General features: G+C 67.7%; 16 protein-coding genes. 7 read left to right on the top strand and 9 right to left on the bottom strand.

The genetic code is table 11. The features are described 5' to 3' along the window. The first annotated feature begins 4 nt into the window (after positions 1 to 4). From OCU_RS31320 to OCU_RS31310, 3 genes are all read left to right on the top strand, one after another. Positions 5 to 3757, top strand: coding sequence for a multifunctional oxoglutarate decarboxylase/oxoglutarate dehydrogenase thiamine pyrophosphate-binding subunit/dihydrolipoyllysine-residue succinyltransferase subunit (locus tag OCU_RS31320; RefSeq protein ID WP_014379474.1), 3753 nt, complete (start codon positions 5 to 7; stop codon positions 3755 to 3757). An 81-nt stretch (positions 3758 to 3838) separates the two neighbouring features. After that, entirely contained in the window at positions 3839 to 4666 is an 828-nt protein-coding gene (locus tag OCU_RS31315) for an SDR family NAD(P)-dependent oxidoreductase (RefSeq protein ID WP_009957428.1), read from the top strand. 111 nt (positions 4667 to 4777) lie between these two features. Further along, positions 4778 to 5629: an SDR family NAD(P)-dependent oxidoreductase gene (locus OCU_RS31310; RefSeq protein ID WP_009957427.1), complete on the top strand. Its 852-nt coding sequence runs from the start codon at positions 4778 to 4780 to the stop codon at positions 5627 to 5629. Between the two features lie 5 nt (positions 5630 to 5634). Here the strand turns inward: OCU_RS31310 and OCU_RS31305 are convergent, their stop codons facing one another. The 3 genes from OCU_RS31305 to OCU_RS31295 all read right to left on the bottom strand — a co-directional run bounded on the left by OCU_RS31305 (position 5635) and on the right by OCU_RS31295 (position 8756). Then, complete coding sequence (locus OCU_RS31305) at positions 5635 to 6507, bottom strand: glycine betaine ABC transporter substrate-binding protein (protein WP_009957426.1); 873 nt, start codon at positions 6505 to 6507, stop codon at positions 5635 to 5637. Then, entirely contained in the window at positions 6504 to 7703 is a 1200-nt protein-coding gene (locus OCU_RS31300) for an NAD(P)-dependent malic enzyme (RefSeq protein WP_009957425.1), read from the bottom strand. Before OCU_RS31300 ends, OCU_RS31305 begins: the two co-directional genes overlap by 4 nt. Positions 7704 to 7766: 63 nt before the next feature. Next, positions 7767 to 8756: a malate dehydrogenase gene (locus tag OCU_RS31295; protein ID WP_008254662.1), complete on the bottom strand. Its 990-nt coding sequence runs from the start codon at positions 8754 to 8756 to the stop codon at positions 7767 to 7769. 179 nt (positions 8757 to 8935) lie between these two features. Here OCU_RS31295 and corA point away from each other — a divergent pair, with 179 nt between their 5' ends. After that, positions 8936 to 10030 (top strand): magnesium/cobalt transporter CorA, encoded by a 1095-nt coding sequence (gene corA / locus OCU_RS31290; protein WP_008254660.1) that lies wholly within the window; start codon positions 8936 to 8938, stop codon positions 10028 to 10030. A gap of 83 nt (positions 10031 to 10113) precedes the next feature. Here corA and OCU_RS31285 read toward each other — a convergent pair whose 3' ends face one another. From OCU_RS31285 to OCU_RS31260, 6 genes are read right to left on the bottom strand one after another with little or no spacing between them, the layout of a single operon-like run. Continuing rightward, on the bottom strand, positions 10114 to 10707 hold the full coding sequence (locus OCU_RS31285) for a suppressor of fused domain protein (protein ID WP_009957423.1): 594 nt from the start codon (positions 10705 to 10707) through the stop codon (positions 10114 to 10116). Further along, positions 10704 to 11882 (bottom strand): ABC transporter ATP-binding protein, encoded by a 1179-nt coding sequence (locus OCU_RS31280; RefSeq protein WP_009957422.1) that lies wholly within the window; start codon positions 11880 to 11882, stop codon positions 10704 to 10706. The genes OCU_RS31285 and OCU_RS31280 overlap by 4 nt, the downstream gene beginning before the upstream one ends. Positions 11883 to 11886: 4 nt before the next feature. Then, positions 11887 to 12726 (bottom strand): carbohydrate ABC transporter permease, encoded by an 840-nt coding sequence (locus OCU_RS31275; protein WP_014379470.1) that lies wholly within the window; start codon positions 12724 to 12726, stop codon positions 11887 to 11889. Further along, a complete protein-coding gene (locus tag OCU_RS31270; RefSeq protein ID WP_014379469.1) occupies positions 12716 to 13600 on the bottom strand; it encodes a carbohydrate ABC transporter permease in 885 nt (294 codons plus the stop codon). Before OCU_RS31270 ends, OCU_RS31275 begins: the two co-directional genes overlap by 11 nt. 50 nt (positions 13601 to 13650) lie before the next feature. Then, positions 13651 to 15063: an extracellular solute-binding protein gene (locus OCU_RS31265; RefSeq protein WP_008254648.1), complete on the bottom strand. Its 1413-nt coding sequence runs from the start codon at positions 15061 to 15063 to the stop codon at positions 13651 to 13653. A 23-nt stretch (positions 15064 to 15086) separates the two neighbouring features. After that, positions 15087 to 15614 carry a general stress protein gene (locus OCU_RS31260; RefSeq protein WP_009957418.1) on the bottom strand — a complete coding sequence of 176 codons (528 nt, stop codon included), beginning with the start codon at positions 15612 to 15614 and terminating at the stop codon, positions 15087 to 15089. Positions 15615 to 15797: 183 nt separating this feature from the next. On the opposite strand from OCU_RS31260, the gene OCU_RS31255 reads away from it, so the two are divergent. The 3 genes from OCU_RS31255 to OCU_RS31245 are packed head-to-tail and all read left to right on the top strand — an operon-like array spanning position 15798 to position 18283. Further along, positions 15798 to 16376, top strand: a complete 579-nt coding sequence (locus tag OCU_RS31255; RefSeq protein WP_008254645.1) for a DUF4190 domain-containing protein — start codon at positions 15798 to 15800, stop codon at positions 16374 to 16376. A 60-nt stretch (positions 16377 to 16436) separates the two neighbouring features. Next, complete coding sequence (locus OCU_RS31250; RefSeq protein WP_008254643.1) at positions 16437 to 17744, top strand: magnesium transporter MgtE N-terminal domain-containing protein; 1308 nt, start codon at positions 16437 to 16439, stop codon at positions 17742 to 17744. Beyond that, a complete protein-coding gene (locus OCU_RS31245; protein WP_008254638.1) occupies positions 17741 to 18283 on the top strand; it encodes a DUF1003 domain-containing protein in 543 nt (180 codons plus the stop codon). The genes OCU_RS31250 and OCU_RS31245 overlap by 4 nt, the downstream gene beginning before the upstream one ends. The last annotated feature ends 99 nt before the right edge of the window (positions 18284 to 18382 follow it).

The following is an 18382-nucleotide window of genomic DNA, read 5'->3' as shown; positions in this document are numbered from 1 at the left end:
GGTCGTGAGCAACATAAGTTCACCATTCGGTCAAAACGAATGGCTGGTCGAGGAGATGTACCGCAAGTTCCGCGATGACCCCTCGTCGGTGGATCCGAGCTGGCACGAGTTCCTCGTCGACTACAACCCCGAGCCGACGGGCGAGGCGGCGACGGCCACCCCGACCAGCGGCGATGGCCGCCCGCCCGCGGCCCCCGCCAAGCCGGCCGCGGCGGCCCCCGCCAAGCCGGCCGCGGCGGCCCCCGAAAGCCCCAAGCCCGCGCCCCCCGCCAGCACGGCGCCCCCCGTCAGCACGGCCGCCGGCAACGGGGTGCCGGCGCGCCCCGCGCCGGTGAAGGCCGCCGCCCCCCCGCCGGCCGAAGGCGACGAGTTGCAGACGCTGCGCGGCGCCGCGGCGGCCGTCGTCAAGAACATGTCGGCGTCGCTGGAGGTGCCGACGGCGACCAGCGTGCGCGCCGTTCCCGCCAAGCTGCTGATCGACAACCGGATCGTCATCAACAACCAACTCAAGCGCACGCGCGGCGGCAAGATCTCGTTCACCCACCTGCTCGGGTACGCGCTGGTGCAGGCGATCAAGAAGTTCCCGAACATGAATCGGCACTACGCCGAGGTCGACGGCAAACCCACGGCCGTCACCCCGGCGCACACCAACCTGGGCCTAGCGATCGACCTGCAGGGCAAGGACGGCAAGCGTTCCTTGGTGGTGGCCGGCATCAAGGGCTGCGAGACCATGCGGTTCGCGCAGTTCGTCACCGCCTACGAAGACATCGTGCGGCGGGCCCGCGACGGCAAGTTGACCGCCGAAGACTTTGCCGGCGTGACGATTTCGCTGACCAACCCGGGCACCATCGGCACCGTGCACTCGGTGCCGCGGCTGATGAACGGCCAGGGCGCCATCATCGGCGTCGGCGCCATGGAGTACCCCGCTGAGTTCCAGGGCGCCAGCGAGGAACGCATCGCCGAGCTGGGGATCGGCAAGCTGATCACGCTGACCTCGACCTATGACCACCGCATCATCCAGGGCGCGGAATCCGGCGACTTCTTGCGCACGATCCACGAGATGCTGCTCTCGGATGCGTTCTGGGACGAGATCTTCCGCGAGCTGGGCAACCCGTATCTGCCGGTGCGCTGGAGCACCGACAACCCGGACTCGATCGTCGACAAGACCGCCCGGGTGATGGAATTGATTGCGGCCTACCGCAATCGCGGCCACCTGATGGCCGACATCGACCCGCTGCGCTTGGACGGCAGCCGGTTCCGCAGCCACCCCGACCTCGAGATCCTCAACCACGGCCTGACGCTGTGGGATCTCGATCGGGTGTTCAAAGTCAACGGCTTCGCCGGTTCCGAGTACAAGAAGCTGCGCGACGTGCTGGGCCTGCTGCGCGATGCCTACTGCCGCCACATCGGCGTGGAGTACACCCACATCCTCGATCCCGAGCAGCAGGAGTGGCTGCAGCAGCGCGTCGAGACCAAGCACGTCAAACCGACGGTGGCCGAGCAGAAGTTCATCCTGAGCAAACTGAACGCGGCCGAGGCCTTCGAGACCTTCCTGCAGACCAAATACGTTGGGCAGAAACGGTTTTCACTCGAGGGGGCGGAAAGCATCATTCCGATGATGGACGCGGCGATCGACCAGTGCGCCGAGCACGGGCTCGACGAGGTGGTCATCGGGATGCCGCACCGTGGCCGGCTCAACGTGCTGGCCAACATCGTCGGCAAGCCGTACTCACAGATCTTTTCGGAGTTCGAGGGCAACCTCAACCCCGCGCAGGCGCACGGCTCCGGCGACGTCAAATACCACCTGGGCGCCACCGGCGTGTACCTACAGATGTTCGGCGACAACGACATCCAGGTGTCGCTGACCGCCAACCCGTCGCACCTGGAAGCCGTCGACCCGGTGCTGGAGGGCCTGGTGCGCGCCAAGCAGGACCTGCTGGACCGGCGGGCCGAGGACCAGGGGGACGACAAGGCCTTCTCGGTGGTGCCGATGATGCTGCACGGCGACGCGGCGTTCGCCGGTCAGGGCGTGGTCGCCGAGACCCTCAACCTGACCCACCTGCCCGGTTACCGCGTCGGCGGCACCATCCACATCATCGCCAACAACCAGATCGGCTTCACCACCGCGCCGGAGTACTCACGGTCCAGCGAGTACTGCACCGACGTCGCGAAAATGATCGGGGCGCCGATCTTCCACGTCAACGGCGACGACCCGGAGGCGTGCGCGTGGGTGGCCAAGCTGGCCGTCGACTTCCGGCAGGAGTTCAAGAAGGACGTCGTCATCGACATGCTGTGCTACCGCAAGCGCGGGCACAACGAAGGCGATGACCCGTCGATGACCAACCCCGCCATGTACGACGTCGTCGACATCAAGCGCGGGGTCCGCAAGAGCTACACCGAAGCCCTGATCGGCCGCGGCGACATCTCGATGAAGGAAGCCGAGGACGCCCTGCGCGACTACCAGGGCCAGCTCGAGCGGGTGTTCAACGAGGTCCGCGAGCTGGAGAAGCACGGCGCGCTGCCCAGCGAATCGGTGGAGGCCGACCAGATGCTGCCCGCGGGCCTGTCCACCGCGGTGGACAAGGCGCTGCTGGCCCGCATCGGTGACGCGTTCCTGGCGCTACCCGAGGGCTTCACGGCGCACCCGCGGGTGCAGCCGGTCCTGGAGAAGCGCCGGGAGATGGCCTACGAGGGCAAGATCGACTGGGCCTTCGCCGAACTGCTGGCGCTCGGCTCGCTGGTGGCCGAGGGCAAGCTGGTGCGCCTATCGGGGCAAGACACCCGGCGCGGCACCTTCTCGCAGCGCCACTCGGTGATCATCGACCGCAACACCGGCGAGGAGTTCACGCCGCTGCAGCTGCTGGCGACCAACCCCGACGGCACCCCCACCGGCGGCAAGTTCCTGGTCTACGACTCCCCGCTGTCGGAATACGCGGCCGTCGGCTTCGAGTACGGCTACACCGTGGGCAACCCGGACGCGCTCGTCCTGTGGGAAGCCCAATTCGGGGACTTCGTCAACGGCGCGCAGTCGATCATCGACGAGTTCATCAGCTCCGGCGAGGCCAAGTGGGGCCAGCTGTCCAACGTGGTGCTGCTGCTGCCGCACGGCCACGAAGGCCAGGGCCCCGACCACACCTCCGGCCGCATCGAGCGCTTCCTGCAGCTGTGGGCGGAGGGTTCGATGACGATCGCGATGCCCTCCACGCCGTCCAACTATTTCCACTTGTTGCGCCGGCACGCCCTCGACGGGGTGCAGCGCCCGCTGATCGTGTTCACGCCCAAGTCGATGCTGCGCAACAAGGCGGTGGTCAGCGACGTCAAGGACTTCACCGAGATCAAGTTCCGCTCGGTGCTCGAAGAGCCGACCTACGAGGACGGCATCGGCGATCGCAGCAAGGTCAGCAGGGTCCTGCTGACCAGCGGCAAGCTCTACTACGAGTTGGTGGCCCGCAAGGCCAAGGACAACCGGGACGACGTGGCGATCGTGCGGATCGAGCAGCTCGCCCCGCTGCCGAAGCGCCGGCTGGGCGAAACGCTGGACCGCTACCCGAGCGTCCAGGAGTACTTCTGGGTTCAGGAAGAGCCGGCCAACCAGGGCGCGTGGCCGCGCTTCGGCCTGGAATTGCCCGAGCTGCTGCCCGACAAGCTGACCGGGCTCAAGCGGATTTCCCGCCGGGCGATGTCGGCCCCGTCGTCGGGCTCGTCGAAGGTGCACGCCGTCGAGCAGCAGGAGATCATCGACACGGCCTTCGGCTGATTCGCCGTTCACACCCGAAGAGAGTGGGACCGCCGGTACCGGCTAGCCTCGACGCAAACGGGCCGACTAGGAAGGGTGCTCATGCAAGGATTCGCCGGCAAGGTCGCGGTAGTGACGGGCGCGGGTTCGGGTATCGGGCAGGCGCTGGCCGTCGAGTTGGGGCGCTCGGGGGCCAAGGTGGCCATCAGCGACGTCGACCTCGAAGGCCTGGCCCAGACCGAGGAGCAGCTGAAGGCGATCGGCGCCCAGGTCAAGGCGGATCGCCTCGACGTGACCGAACGCGAAGCGTTCCTGGCCTACGCCGACGCGGTCAAAGAGCACTTCGGCACGGTCAACCAGATCTACAACAACGCCGGGATCGCCTTCACCGGCGACGTCGAAGTCAGTCAGTTCAAGGACATCGAACGCGTGATGGACGTCGACTTCTGGGGCGTGGTCAACGGCACCAAGGCGTTCCTCCCGCACCTGATCGCCTCCGGTGACGGGCACGTCATCAACGTCTCCAGCGTGTTCGGGCTCTTCTCGGTGCCGGGGCAGGCGGCCTACAACTCGGCGAAGTTCGCCGTCCGCGGCTTCACCGAGGCGCTGCGCCAGGAGATGGTGGCCGCCGGCCACCCGGTCGCGGTGACCACGGTGCACCCGGGCGGCATCAAGACCGCGATCGCCCGCAACGCCACCACCGCCGAGGGCCTCGACCAGGCCGAGCTGGCCAAGTTGTTCGACAAGCGGCTGGCCAAGACCACCCCGCAGCGCGCGGCCCAGATCATCCTCGACGCGGTGCGGAAGAAGAAGGCGCGGGTGCTCGTCGGCGTGGACGCCAAGTTGTTGGACATCTTGGTGCGCCTGACGGGTTCGGGGTATCAGCAGCTGTTCGGCCCCGTCATGGGCCGGCTGCTGCCGAAGCAGTGATCGATCTCTCAGTGTGACGGGCGCGCGCGTTCACCGTTTCGCCCTGCGCTAGCCACCATCACTGGTAACGATTAGCCTCAACGCGGTCAATCCTGGTCGAGGGAGTGTTGCATGGATGGGTTCGCCGGCAAGGTCGCCGTGGTCACGGGCGCGGGCTCGGGCATCGGCCAGGCGCTGGCGGTCGAGCTCGGTCGCGCCGGCGCCAAGGTCGCGATCAGCGACGTGGACACCGCAGGGCTGGCGCAGACCGCAGAGCAACTGGCGGCGATCGGCGCGCCGGTCAAAGCCGACCAGCTCGACGTGACCGAGCGCAGCGCCTTCCTCGCTTACGCCGACGCGGTCAACGAGCACTTCGGCGCGGTCAACCAGGTCTACAACAACGCCGGCATCACGTTCATCGGATCCATCGAGGACAGCCGGTTCAAGGACATCGAGCGCGTCATCGACGTCGACTACTGGGGCGTCGTCAACGGCACCAAGGCGTTCCTTCCGCACCTGATCGCCTCCGGGGACGGCCACGTCATCAACATCTCGAGCGCGCTCGGCCTGTTTTCCGCGCCCGGTCAGGCGGCCTACGTCTCGGCCAAGTTCGCCGTCCGCGGGTTCACCGAGGCGCTGCACCAGGAGATGGCGCGCGCCGGTCACCCGGTGCGGGTGACGACCGTGCATCCGGGCGGCATCAAAACCGCGTTCGCCCGCAACGCCACCGGCGTCGAGGGGCTCGACCACGCCGAGCTGGCCAACCTGTTCGAGGAACAGCAGGCCAAGACCACCCCGCAGCGTGCGGCTCAGCTCATCCTCGAAGGGGTGCGCAAGAACAAGGCCCGGGTGCTGGTTGGGCCGGACGTCAAGGCGATGGACCTGGTCGTGCGGCTGACGGGTTCGCGGCCGGAGCTGCTGCTGGGCGGGCCGGTGATGAGCCGGCTTCAGCAGGTCGTGCACCGGCTGCTGCCCAAGCGCTGATTTGTTCAGCGGCCCAGCGGGTGCTCGGCTAACCAGCCTGTCGCCACCGCCTGCGGGTCGGCGCCGGCACGCACTTGCCGGCGCATGTCGACCAGGGCCGCGGTGTCGAGCACGCCGGCCACTTCGTTGATCGCCAGCACTTGCCGTTCGCTGAGCGCGTTGCGCCGATACAGCGGCACCACGTTCTCGGCCCGGATCAGCGTGGGCTTGGTGTCGGCCAGCGCGACCAGGTCGGCGGGGACACCCGGGTCGGCGGTGGTCGTCCATGCCGCGGTCAGCCGTCCGGACGCGACCGCCGCGAACATCGTTGTGCCATCCGGGAATTCACGCGGATCCGGAAGGCGGCAGGGGCCGATGGCCGACGGCGCCCGGTGGCCGGCGACGGTCCCGAGGACGAGATCGGCGCAGTGCCGCGGCAGCGTGCTCAAGTCCGCGCTGACGTCGCTGCCGCCCCATGCCTTGGCGGTGGCCCGGCTCACCAACAGCACGGGTTTGTCCTCGGCGGCGGTCGTGTAGTCGCCCGCCGCGATGCCCTCGGGTAGGGCGGCGATCATCGCTCGGTAGACGTCTTTGTCGGACATCGCCGTGGCACTTGGCTGCAGGCGTTGCAACACCCGGCCGGTGAAGGCGGGAACGACGGTGATTGCGCCCGAATCCAATTCGGCCTTCGGGTCGGTGGTCGGCTGGAACCGCGCGCCGAATCCGTAGGACCGCAAGGCGGCCACGTAGATGCCGGCCAGCAGCGCCGATTCGGCATCAGACCGGGACCCGACCACGACCTCCGCGCGGGCGCGAGGATCGCCGCCGGTGTCGGTCGCGCAACCGGAAACGGCGAGTATGGCGGCGAGCAGCGGTGCCGCCAGCCTGCCGATTTTCACCCCCCGGAGACGGAAATGTCGGCGGCGATCGCCACGGCCGCGGCAACCGCCTCCCCGACGCGCAGGTCCAGCGGGCTGGGGACGATCCGGTCGGGGGCAAGGTCGTCGCTGACGACGGAGAAGATCGCCTCGGCCGCGGCGACCATCATCTTCTCGGTGATCCGGCGGGCACCCGCCGCCAGCGCGCCGCGGAACACCCCGGGGAATGCCAGCACGTTGTTGATCTGGTTCGGGAAGTCGCTGCGGCCGGTGGCCACCACCGAGGCGTACTTGGCCGCGATCTGGGGGTGGATCTCCGGATCGGGGTTGGACAGTGCGAACACGATTCCGTTGGGTGCCATCGTGGCGATCATCTCTTCGGGGACCACGCCGCCCGACAGGCCGAGGAACACGTCCGCGCCGCGGAGGGCTTCCGCCGCGCTGCCGGTCAGGCCGTCGGGATTGGTGCGCCGCGCCAGGGCCGCCTTGACGTCGTTCATGTCGTCCCGAGCGGTGTGCAGGATTCCGCGCGAGTCGAGGACGGTGATGTCCGAAACACCCATCACCATAAGGAGATTGGTGCACGCGACACCGGCGGCCCCGGCCCCGGACACCACCACCTTCAGCGAGTTCATGTCCCGGCCGAGCAGCTTGCTGGCGCCCATGAGCGCGGCCAGCACCACGATGGCCGTGCCGTGCTGGTCGTCGTGCATCACCGGGCAGTCCAGGGCCTCGATGGCCCGGCGTTCGATCTCGAAGCAGCGCGGCGCGGAGATGTCCTCGAGGTTGACGGCGCCGAACGTCGGGCGCAGGCGCACCAGGGTTTCGACGATCTCGTCGGGATCCTTGGTGTCGAGCACGATCGGGATGGCGTTCAGCCCGCCGTACGCCTGAAACAGGGCGCACTTGCCCTCCATGACCGGCAGCGACGCCGCGGGCCCGATGTCGCCCAGGCCGAGCACCGCGCTGCCGTCGCTGACGACGGCCACCAGCCGGTTCGCCCAGGTGTAGCGGGCCGCCTGAGCGTGGTCGGCGGCGATCGCGCGGCTGACCTGCGCCACGCCGGGGGTGTAGGCGATCGACAGCGCGCGCTGGGTGTCCAGCGGGGACGTCAGGCTCACCGAAAGCTTGCCGCCTACGTGTGCCTCGAAGATCTCGGCATCGGTGATCGCACCATGCTCGGCCTGCGTCTGTATCGATTCAAGCAATTCGGACACGGGGTTCAGGGTAAGGCCTACCCATTAGTAGGCCTAATTGGTGATCTGGGTCATACTCCGGCGTTAGATCAGCTTGAGCTCGGTGACCGCGGTGCGCTCCTCCACCAGCTCGGCGGTGGTCTTGTCGATGCGCCCCTGGGAGAACTCGTCGATCTCCAGGCCCTGCACGATCGACCAGTTGCCGTCCTTGGTGGTCACCGGGAACGACGACACGATGCCTTCGGGCACGCCGTAGGAGCCGTCGGAGTAGACGGCCATCGACACCCAGTCGCCCTCCGGGCTGCCGAGCAGCCAGGAGCGGGCGGCGTCGACGGTGGCCGAGGCGGCCGACGCGGCCGAGGACGCGCCGCGGGCGTCGATGATGGCCGCGCCGCGCTTGGCGACGGTCGGGATGAAGTCGTTCTCGATCCAGGCCTGGTCGTTGACCACCTCGGCGGCATTCTTGCCGCCGATCTCGGCGTGGAAGATGTCGGGGTACTGGGTCGCGGAGTGGTTGCCCCAGATCGTCATCTTCTTGATGTCGGTGACCTTGGCGCCGGTCTTTCGGGCCAGCTGCGAGATAGCCCGGTTGTGGTCCAGCCGGGTCAGCGCCGAGAACCGCTCCTTGGGGATGTCGGGGGCGTTGCTCAGCGCGATCAGCGCGTTGGTGTTCGCCGGGTTGCCGGTCACGCCGATGCGGACGTCGTCGGCGGCAACCTCGTTGAGCGCCTTGCCCTGGGCGGTGAAGATCGCGCCGTTGGCCTCCAGCAGGTCGCTGCGCTCCATGCCCGGGCCGCGCGGCCGCGCCCCGACCAGCAGGGCCAGGTTGACGCCGTCGAAGATCTTGTTCGCGTCCGCGCCGATCTCGACGCCGGACAGCAGCGGGAAGGCGCAGTCGTCGAGCTCCATCACGACGCCCTCGAGCGCCTTGAGCGCGGGCTCGATCTCCAGGAGACGCAGCTCGATCGGGCGGTCGGGGCCCAGCAGCGAGCCACTGGCCAGGCGGAACAAGAGGCTGTAGCCGATCTGGCCGGCGGCGCCGGTGACGGCGACCTTGAGAGGACTTGCGCTCACGTCGATGTACTCCTTGTGGAGAAGGTCGTGCGGATTCCGGTTTCGGCTCGAAACTAGCGCACCCTTTTTCGATCGCATTCTCCGGTCCGCTACCAGGGCTGATCGTCAGGCTTTGAACAGCCGGGACGCGTAGCATGGAGCACCGCCTGGTCGGGACCTGCGCTGCGAGGGAGGTGGATGTGTTCCAAGGATTCGACGCACTGCCCGAAGCGCTTCGGCCCCTCGCGCAGGAACCCGAACCGCAGCCGGGCGCGCGACCGGCCAAGGAGACGCTCGTCGACTGCGCCGTCTACGCCGACGGCCACCGGCTGCCCGGCAAGATCGGTTACGCCGCCTCCCTGGACAAGGTGCGCGAGATCGAAGCGCAGGGGCACGAAGGGTTCGTCTGGGTGGGCCTGCGCGAACCCAGCCAGGCCCAGATGCAGGAGGTGGCCGACGTCTTCGGCCTGCACCCGCTGGCCGTGGAAGACGCGGTGTGCGCCCATCAGCGGCCCAAGGTGGAGCGGTACGACGACACCCTGTTCCTCGTCCTCAAGACCGTCAATTACGTCCGGCACGAATCGGTTGTGCTGGCCCGTGAGATCGTCGAGACGGGCGAGATCATGGTCTTCGTCGGCCGCGACTTCGTGGTCACGGTCCGCCACGGTGAACACGGCGGACTGTCCGAGGTGCGCAAGCGGATGGACGGCGACCCCGAGCAGATGCGGCTGGGCCCCTTCGCGGTGATGCACGCGATCGCCGACCACGTGGTGGACCACTACCTCGAGGTGAGCAGTTTGATGTTGTCCGACATCGACAGCATCGAGGGTTTGGCCTTCGCGCCGGGCAGCAAGATCGACGTCGAGCCGATCTATCTGCTCAAACGCGAGGTCGTCGAGCTCCGCCGGTGCGTCAATCCGCTGTCGGCCGCGTTCCACCGGATCCAGGTGGAGAACAAGGACGTGATCTCCAAGGAGTTGCGGCGCTATCTGCGCGACGTCGCCGACCACCACTCCGAGGCCGCCGACCAGATCGCCAGCTACGACGACACCCTCAACTCGTTGATCCAGGCCGCGTTGGCTCGCGTCGGGATGCAGCAGAACAACGACATGCGCAAGATGGCGGCCTGGGCCGGCATCCTGGCGGTGCCCACCATGGTCGCCGCCATCTACGGGATGAACTTCCGTTTCATGCCCGAGCTGACTTGGACGTGGGGCTACCCGGGGGTGATGGCGGTGATGGTCGTCGTCTGCCTGGTCCTGTATTTCCAGTTCCGCAACCGCAACTGGCTCTGACGCTTCCTCGCCGAGCGTGTACTCACGGCGACGAAATCGCAGAATTCTCGCCCTGAGTGCACGTTCGACGATGCGCCGTGGCGTCAGTTTGGTTGTGCGGCAGGGCGATTCGTGTTCAGCACATCGACGCCGTCGTTATCCCACGCTTGCCGCATCGCCTCGGCGCCTTTCAACCGCACCCACGCCGCCTCGGTCGCGGTGATGGGGGTCGCCGACAGGAAGCGCACCGGGTCGCGCGGCGGTTCCAGCGGCAGATCCGCGATCTCGCTGCGGCCCAGCAACACCGCGGTGAACGGCACCTTCCGCGACGGCGACGCCCACAGCGGCGAGCCGAGGTCGATCAGCGCATCGGCACTCAGCACGGCGCCCTCGACGGCGGGAGTTGCCGCCAGTATCGCGATGCTGCGGGCGATGCCGGTGATCGGGCCGGGATCGCGCAACTGCAGGACGATTTCGGCCCGCGGGCCGCGTACCGGGTCGGCGATATCGAGGGTCGGTTCGGTCATGGGGTGGCGCGAGCAGCCCAGGGAGACGTAGTGCACCAGCCCGCTTGTCTCGCGGAATCGCAGCACTTCGATGGTTTCGGTGCCCAGGAATGTCACGCTCGCCGAATCGGGTTCGAGGTCGCCGAAGTGGGCGCGTACATGCGCACGGACCTGCTCCAACGGCTGTGTCACCGCGCGTCCGACGGCGCGATGGTCAGGTTGGCCCCGGAGTCGGCGTCGAAGACCACGAGCCGTGTCGTGTCGAACGCCAACTCGATCGACTGCCCGATGACCGCCTTGGATTCGCCGGGAACCCGTGCCACGAATTGGTTTTCGTGCGCGTCTCCCTCGGCGGCAAGATCGTCCAGTTGCGCCGAGTGCGCGGCCCATGCCGCGGTGGAGAAGTACACGTACTTGTCGGCGCCCAGCGATTCGACCAGGTCGACCTTCACCTCGAAGGTCAACGCCCTGATGCGCTGGTAACCGTCGATCAACGCGGCGTCGGACAGATGCTCGGGCCGCACCCCCACGATGACGTTGCCCGGCGTGGGGTGCTGGGCGATCACCTCTTGGACGTCCGGTGTCAGCATCACCTCCCCGAAGGGCAGCGTCAGCCCGATCGGCGTCAACGTGGCCGGGAAGAAGTTCATCGCCGGCGAGCCGATGAAGCCCGCGACGAACAGGTTGGCCGGGTGCTCGTAAAGCTCATCGGGGGTGCCTATTTGCTGTGCGACGCCCGAATGCATCACCACCACCCGGTCGCCCAGTGTCATGGCCTCGGTCTGATCGTGGGTGACGTAAACGGTCGTCGTGCCCAGCCGCTTTTGCAGCCTGGCGATCTCGCCGCGCATCTGGACGCGCAGTTTGGCATCCAGGTTGGACAGGGGCTCGTCCATCAGAAACGCCTTGGGATGGCGCACGATCGCGCGGCCCATCGCCACCCGCTGCCGCTGTCCTCCGGACAGCTGGGAGGGCTTGCGGTCCAGAAAGTCGGTCAGGTCAAGGGTTTTGGCGGTCTCGGCGACCTTTTGCGCGATCTCGGGCTTCGGCATCTTCGCCAGCGTCAACGGGAACGCGATGTTCTGCCGCACCGTCATGTGCGGGTACAGCGCATAGGACTGGAACACCATCGCGATGTCGCGGTCTTTGGGCGCCTTCTCGTTCACCCGTTCGCCGCCGATGCGCAGCTCACCCGAGGAGATATCTTCAAGCCCGGCAATCATGTTCAGCGTCGTGGTCTTACCGCAGCCCGACGGGCCGACCAGGATCAGAAATTCGCCGTCGGCGATGGTGATGTTCAGGTCGTGCACCGCCACGGCGCCGTCGGGATAACTCTTGCTGACATGGTCCAGCACAATCTCGGCCATCGCGTCATCCCTTCACGGCGCCGGAGGTCAACCCGGCGACGATTCGTCGTTGGAAGATTAGAACAAAAGCGATGATGGGAACGGTGATCACCACGGCGCCGGCCGCGATCGATCCGGTCGGCTCCTCGAACTGTGAACTGCCACTGAAGTTCACGATCGCCACCGGCGCGGTGATCGCCGCCTTGGTAGCGGTCAGGGTCAGCGCCAGCAGCAGATCGTTCCAGGCGAAGATGAACACCAGGATCGCGGCGGTCACCACGCCCGGCGCCGCCAGGGGGACGATCACCTTGCGGAACGCCTGCGCCGGGGAAGCGCCGTCCATTTTCGCCGCCTTCTCCAAATCCCAGGGGATCTCGCGGAAAAACGCCGACAACGTGTAGATCGCGAGCGGCAGCGCGAACGTGATGTAGGGCAGGATCAGGCCCGGCCAGGTGTCGAACAGGCCGACGAAGCGTTCGATGTTGAACAGCGGTGTGACCAACGAGATCGCGGGAAACATCGTGATCAGCAGGGTGGCGCCGACCAGCGCCCGCTTGCCCGGAAAATTCAGGCGCGCGATCGCGTAGCCGGCCATCGCCCCGAGAGTCACCGCGATCGCGGTGGTGATCAACCCGATCCCGACGGAGTTGATCAGTGCCGAGCTGAAGATGTCGCCGCGAAAGATGCCGCGATAGTTGTCCAGGGAGACCGACGACGGAATCAGCTTGCCGTCCTTGACCGTTGACGTCGGCTTCAGCGAGAGGCTGAAGATCCACAACACCGGCAGCAGCGCGTACACCACGACCACCGTGTCGATGACGGCCCAGATCGCGGTGCGCCGCGCGTCCTGCCGGTTAGCGGCCATCGACGTCACCACCGGGCGCCGCCGCGCCGAAGACCTTGATGAACAGTAGGGCGATGAGGCCCACGCACACGAAGATCAGCACGCTGATCGCCGAGCCGAGCCCGACGTTGAACCCCTTGAACAGGTTGTCGTAGCCCAGGATTGACACCGAATCGGTGTTGTTGGCGCCGTTGGTCAAGACGTAGATGTTGTCGAAAATGCGGAACGCGTCCAGGGTTCGGAACAGCAGGGCGACCACCACGGCCGGCTTGATGATCGGCAGGATGACGCCGGTCAGCCGGCGCCAGGGGCCGGCGCCGTCGACCTGGGCGGCTTTCAGCAGCTCCTCTGGCACCAATGCCAGCCCGGCCAACAGCAGCAGCGACATGAACGGCGTCGTCTTCCAGACCTCGGCGACCACGACGATCGCCAGCGACGGGATCTGCGAAGTCAGCGGTGCGCTGCCATGCGGCAGCAGGTTGGCCAGGTAGCCCGTCCCGGGCGTCCAGGCGTAGTACCAGCTGTACGACGCGACCACGGTGACGATGCCGTACGGGATCAGGATCGCGGTGCGCACCATGCCTTTTCCGACGAGGGTGCGGTGCATCACCAGCGCCAGTGTCAGGCCCAGGACGAATTCGACGGTCACCGACACGACGGTGATGCCCAGCGTGACCGCCAGCGCGGTCCACCAATACCGATCGGTCAGGATCGTCACGTAATTGCCCAGGCCGATGAACGCGGTGTCGTCGGGGACGGCAAGGTTGTTGCGCTGCAGGCTCAACCACACGGCGTAACCGATCGGATAGGCCGTCACCGTCAGCATCAGAAGCGCCGCCGGGGCGACGAGCAACAAGGCCAAGCGCTGTTCGGAGAGCCGGTTTCGGGTCCGCAAACGCGGTGCGACGGAAGACGGCCGGGCGCGCGTTGCGGGGGCGGTGGCCGTCACGGCAACAGCCCCTTCCCGTCGATCGCCTTCTGCACCTCGGCGCTGAGTTCGTCGGCGGTTCGCTCCGGGTCGATCTCGGTGATCGGGCTCAGTGTCGCGGCCAATCGGATGGCCACCGCCTGGTAGACCGGCGTGGCCGGACGCACCGCGGCGTCGGTGAGTTGCCGCCGGATGATCGTGTACATCGGATACTTGGCCTGGAACTGCGGATCGGAATACAGCGACGTGCGCACCGGGGGTAGGCCGCCTGCGATCGACACGTACTTCTGATGTTGCAGGCTGCGCAGGCAGCGGATGGCCTCGAACGCCTCGGCGCGGTGGCGGGTGGTGCTGGCCACCGCCAGGTTCGCCCCGCCGATGGTCACCTTGGCCGGATGACCCGGCGCCACACCGGGATACGGCGCGAAGCCGAAGACCTTCTGGCTGGCCTGATAGGCGATGCGGAATTGCTCGTCGCTGGGCACGAACGTCCCGACGTCGTTGATGCTGCCGGCCAGCCGCGGATCCTGGTTGAGCGGCAGAACGGGCACACCGCCTTTCACCGCGTTCTCCAGCATGGATGCCAGCGCATACGGCCAGTTGACCGCGAGTGCGGCCCGGCCCTGTTCGACCGCCAACCGCGCGGTGCCCTCGTCGGTGCGGGTGATCGACGGATCGGCCCCGGGCGCGGTCGCCACGGATTTGAGGGTCCGCAGCGCATCGACGGTGGCGGCCCGGTGCGCCGGCGTGTCGGTCAACGTGACGCGGCGGCCGTCCTCCGAGAGGACCTGGCCGCCCCCACTGGCCAGCAGCGTGTTGAACCAGACCACCAGGCCTTCGCCCTCATTGGCCTGCACGGCGATCCAGCTGGGCTGCCCCGCGGCGTGCAATCTGGTGGCCTCGCGCACCATCCCATCCCAGGTTCTCGGCGGCTGACGCACCAAATCGGGCCGATACCAAAGTAATTGGGTGTTCGTCGTGACGGGGGCCGCGAACAACTTGCCTTCCCAGCGCGCCGTCGACAGCGGGCCCGGCAGGACGTCGGCCGTCGCGTCGGGTTCGGCGCGCCCCGCGGGATCGTCGGACAGCGGTAGCGCCCAGCCCGCCTCGGCGAACTCGGCCGTCCACACCACATCGAGCGACATCACGTCCAGCGTGCGGTCGCGACCGGTCAGCCGCCGCGCCAGCTGCAAACGCTGCTCGCCGGGGGCTCTGGGCAGACTGATCTGTTGAATGGCGAAGCGGCCATCGAACTGCTTCGTGCAATCCTGAGCGACCGCGGTGAACGTCGCGCCGTCGGCGGCCGTGGTGTAGAAGCTGATTACCAGCCCGTGGGTTCCCGAAGCGCACGCGGGTACCGTCGCGGCGATGGTGAGCGTCGCCAGCGCGATTGCGCCTGCCCGGCGTACGCGCCCACGACGACTCACCACCGCTCACACCTCTCGTGCGCGCCTCAAATCGCCAAGCGCGCCAACAGGTCCCGCGCCTTCTCTGCGTTTTGCGGGTCACACAGCACGTCGTAACGCCCGGCCACCAACTGCATGGTCGAGCTGAAATCCCTTGTGCCACGGGCCATTGAGTACGGAACGGCCGAAGTGATCAGCCCAAAGAAGACACCCGCGACCAGGCCCGTGATCAGCGCACCCCACGGATTGGGACTGAAGAAACCCAGCACCAAGCCGATGAACAGGCCCAGCCACGCCCCGCTCAGCACGCCTCCGCCGAGCACCTTGGGCCACGTCAACCGGCCGGTGACCCGCTCCACCTGCATCAGGTCGACCCCGACGATCGTCACCTGCTGGACCGGGAACTGCTGCTCGGACAGATAGTCGACGGCACGCTGCGCCTCGGCGTAGGTGGGATAGGAGCCGACCGGCCAGCCCCTGGGCGGTGTCGGCAGTCCGGGCGCGCCTCGTCCACGCCCCGTCGCGTTTCCTGGTGTCGCCCCGGGAAACTGCCCAGGCTGGTAAGGATTAGTCATCGCCGTTCATTGTCCTCCGCCTTGGGGATGGTTTCATCTCAGGCCCTCCCCAGCCTAACCACCGGCCTTCCTCCACCTGCGAAAACACGGCGCACGGGGTGGCGGGAACCCTCCCGGGCGCCCGTGGCGCGCTGACGTTTCGCACCCACGGCCACCGGCGGCGGATGGGTTAGGTTGAACACCATGACAGCTCCCGGCGGCGGCTTCGGCGAGGGCGGCCACGACGACAACACCGACTCGCCCCCCACCGGCGGCGAAGCCTCCGAGCCCGCCCCCTGGGAGTCCCCCGCCGCCGAGTCGGCGCCCCCGGCGTACCCGCCGCCGGGTCCCACCGACCACCCGCCCGGGTACCCGCCGTCGTATCCCCCGCCCGTCCCCCCGCCCCCTGGGTACGAACAACCGCCCGGCTACTTCGGACCGCCCTACCCGATGGCGCCGCCGCCGTACGGCGGCCCGCCCCCCTACGGGGCGCACGGATATCCGGGCTATTACCCGCCGCCGGACTACCAGGGCGGCTATCCCACTCAAGCCGCTGTGCCCGGCACCAACGCGCTGGCGATCGCCTCGCTCATCGCGTCGTTCACCGGCCTGTTGTGCGGGCTGGGCTCAATCGTCGCCATAGTGCTGGGCGCGATCGCCCTGGATCAGATCAAGCGGACCCGGCAGGAGGGCTTCGGCCTGGCGGTCGCCGGCATCGTCATCGGGATCGCCACGCTGGTGGTGATTTTGGTGGTCGTGCTCTTCACACTGCGCACGCATTAACGGCCTGACCGCCCCCGGCCGGTCTGCCATCGGGCCGGCGGCTGCCTAGGCTCTACTTCCATGGGATCGGTCAACAGGGTGTACATCGCGCGGCTCGCGCGAATGTTGGTGTTGGGTCCACTCGGGGAATCCGTCGGTCGGATCCGCGACGTGGTGATCAGCATCAGCATCGTCCGCCAGCAGCCGCGGGTCCTGGGACTGGTCGTCGACCTCGCGACCCGGCGCAGCATCTTCATCCCGATCCTGCGGGTCGCGTCCATCGAGCCCAACGCCGTGACGCTGAGCACCGGCAACGTGTCCCTACGCCACTTCGTGCAGCGACCCGGGGAGGTGCTGGCGATCGGCCAGGTGCTGGACACTCAGGTCAAGGTCAACGACCCCGAACTGCCGGAGCTGGCCGGCCTCGACGTGGTGGTCACCGACCTGGGCATCGAACAGAACCGGACGCGCGACTGGATGGTGAGCCGGGTCGCCGTGCGCACCCACCGGCGGCTCGGACGGCGCGGTCCCGTGCACGTCGTGGACTGGCAGAGCGTGCAGGGTTTGACCCCGTCGGCCCTGGCCTTGCCGGGGCAGGGCGTGGCGCAGCTGCTGGGCCAGTTCGAAGGGCGCAAGCCGGTCGATGTGGCCGACGCGATCCGCGGGCTGCCGGCCAAGCGCCGCTACGAGGTGCTCAGGGCGCTCAACGACGACCGGCTGGCCGACATCCTGCAGGAGCTGCCGGAGCAGGATCAGGCCGAGGTGCTCTCGCAGCTGGGCACCGAGCGATCGGCCGACGTGCTCGAGGAGATGGATCCCGACGACGCCGCCGACCTGCTCGGCATGCTGAACCCCACCGACGCCGAGATGCTGCTGACCCGGATGGACCCCGACGAGTCCGCCCCCGTGCGCCGGCTGCTGACGCATTCGCCGGACACCGCGGGCGGCCTGATGACCTCCAATCCGGTGGTGCTCACCCCCGACACGTCGGTCGCGGAAGCGCTGGCACGGGTCCGCGATCCGGACCTGAGCACCGCCCTGTCGTCGATGGTTTTTGTCGCGCGGCCGCCAACGGCGACGCCGACGGGCCGCTATCTGGGCTGCGTGCACTTGCAGCGGCTGCTGCGCGAGGCGCCGGCCGAGCTGGTCGGCGGGATCGTCGACAGCGAGTTGCTCACGCTGACACCGGAGACTCCGCTGGTCGCCGTGACCCGCTACCTCGCCGCGTACAACCTGGTGTGCGGTCCCGTCGTCGACGACCAGAACCACCTGTTGGGCGCGGTCACGGTGGACGACCTGCTCGATCACCTGCTGCCGCACGACTGGCGCGTGGACATGCAGGAACTCGACACCGCCGGCCGGTTCGAAGGACTGGGAGGATCCTCGTGAGCAAATCCACGGCTCCGCGAGGGCTGTACACCCCGCGGACATCGCGCAGATACTCGCCGCGGCTGGACCCCGAGACCGTCGGGCAATTCACCGAGTCCATCGCGCGGTTCTTCGGCACCGGCCGCTACCTTTTGCTGCAGACGGTCGTGGTGTTCGTGTGGATCGCGTTGAACCTGTTCGCGGTGACGGTGCGCTGGGACCCCTACCCGTTCATCCTGCTGAACCTGGCGTTCTCAACCCAGGCCGCCTACGCGGCCCCGCTGATCCTGCTGGCGCAGAACCGGCAGGAGAACCGCGACCGCGTCACGCTAGAAGAGGACCGCCGTCGCGCCGCCCAGACCAAGGCCGACACCGAGTACCTGGCCCGCGAACTGGCCGCGTTACGCCTGGCCGTCGGCGAGGTGGTGACGCGTGAATACCTGCGCCACGAGCTGGATGACCTGCGCGAAAGGCTGGCCAATCTGCAGCCCGGGACCCCGGACTCGGGGCCTCCGCGGCAGGGCGACAACTTGGAGCGCGCGGCTAAGAAATCCAGGTGAGAACCTCTTCAACCATTGCGCCACTCGTGTCACAAGAGTTATGTATGGTGATCTGGTTCACCGAGCTAACAGAAAGTACGCCCAGCTCACACTAGGACG

This window comes from Mycobacterium intracellulare ATCC 13950, from assembly GCF_000277125.1.
Classification (GTDB): Bacteria; Actinomycetota; Actinomycetes; order Mycobacteriales; family Mycobacteriaceae; genus Mycobacterium; species Mycobacterium intracellulare.
The sequence above is the reverse complement of the archived record's forward strand: the minus strand, read 5'-3'. Positions and strand labels throughout refer to the sequence as shown.

Bases quoted from the DNA above. Each gene is read 5' to 3' on its own strand.
- OCU_RS31310 (WP_009957427.1), top strand. From the start codon at position 4,778: ATGGATGGGTTCGCCGGCAAGGTCGCCGTGGTCACGGGCGCGGGCTCG.
- OCU_RS31260 (WP_009957418.1), bottom strand. From the start codon at position 15,614: ATGACTAATCCTTACCAGCCTGGGCAGTTTCCCGGGGCGACACCAGGA.
- OCU_RS31315 (WP_009957428.1), top strand. From the start codon at position 3,839: ATGCAAGGATTCGCCGGCAAGGTCGCGGTAGTGACGGGCGCGGGTTCG.
- OCU_RS31280 (WP_009957422.1), bottom strand. From the start codon at position 11,882: ATGGCCGAGATTGTGCTGGACCATGTCAGCAAGAGTTATCCCGACGGC.
- OCU_RS31255 (WP_008254645.1), top strand. From the start codon at position 15,798: ATGACAGCTCCCGGCGGCGGCTTCGGCGAGGGCGGCCACGACGACAAC.
- OCU_RS31250 (WP_008254643.1), top strand. From the start codon at position 16,437: ATGGGATCGGTCAACAGGGTGTACATCGCGCGGCTCGCGCGAATGTTG.
- OCU_RS31275 (WP_014379470.1), bottom strand. From the start codon at position 12,726: ATGGCCGCTAACCGGCAGGACGCGCGGCGCACCGCGATCTGGGCCGTC.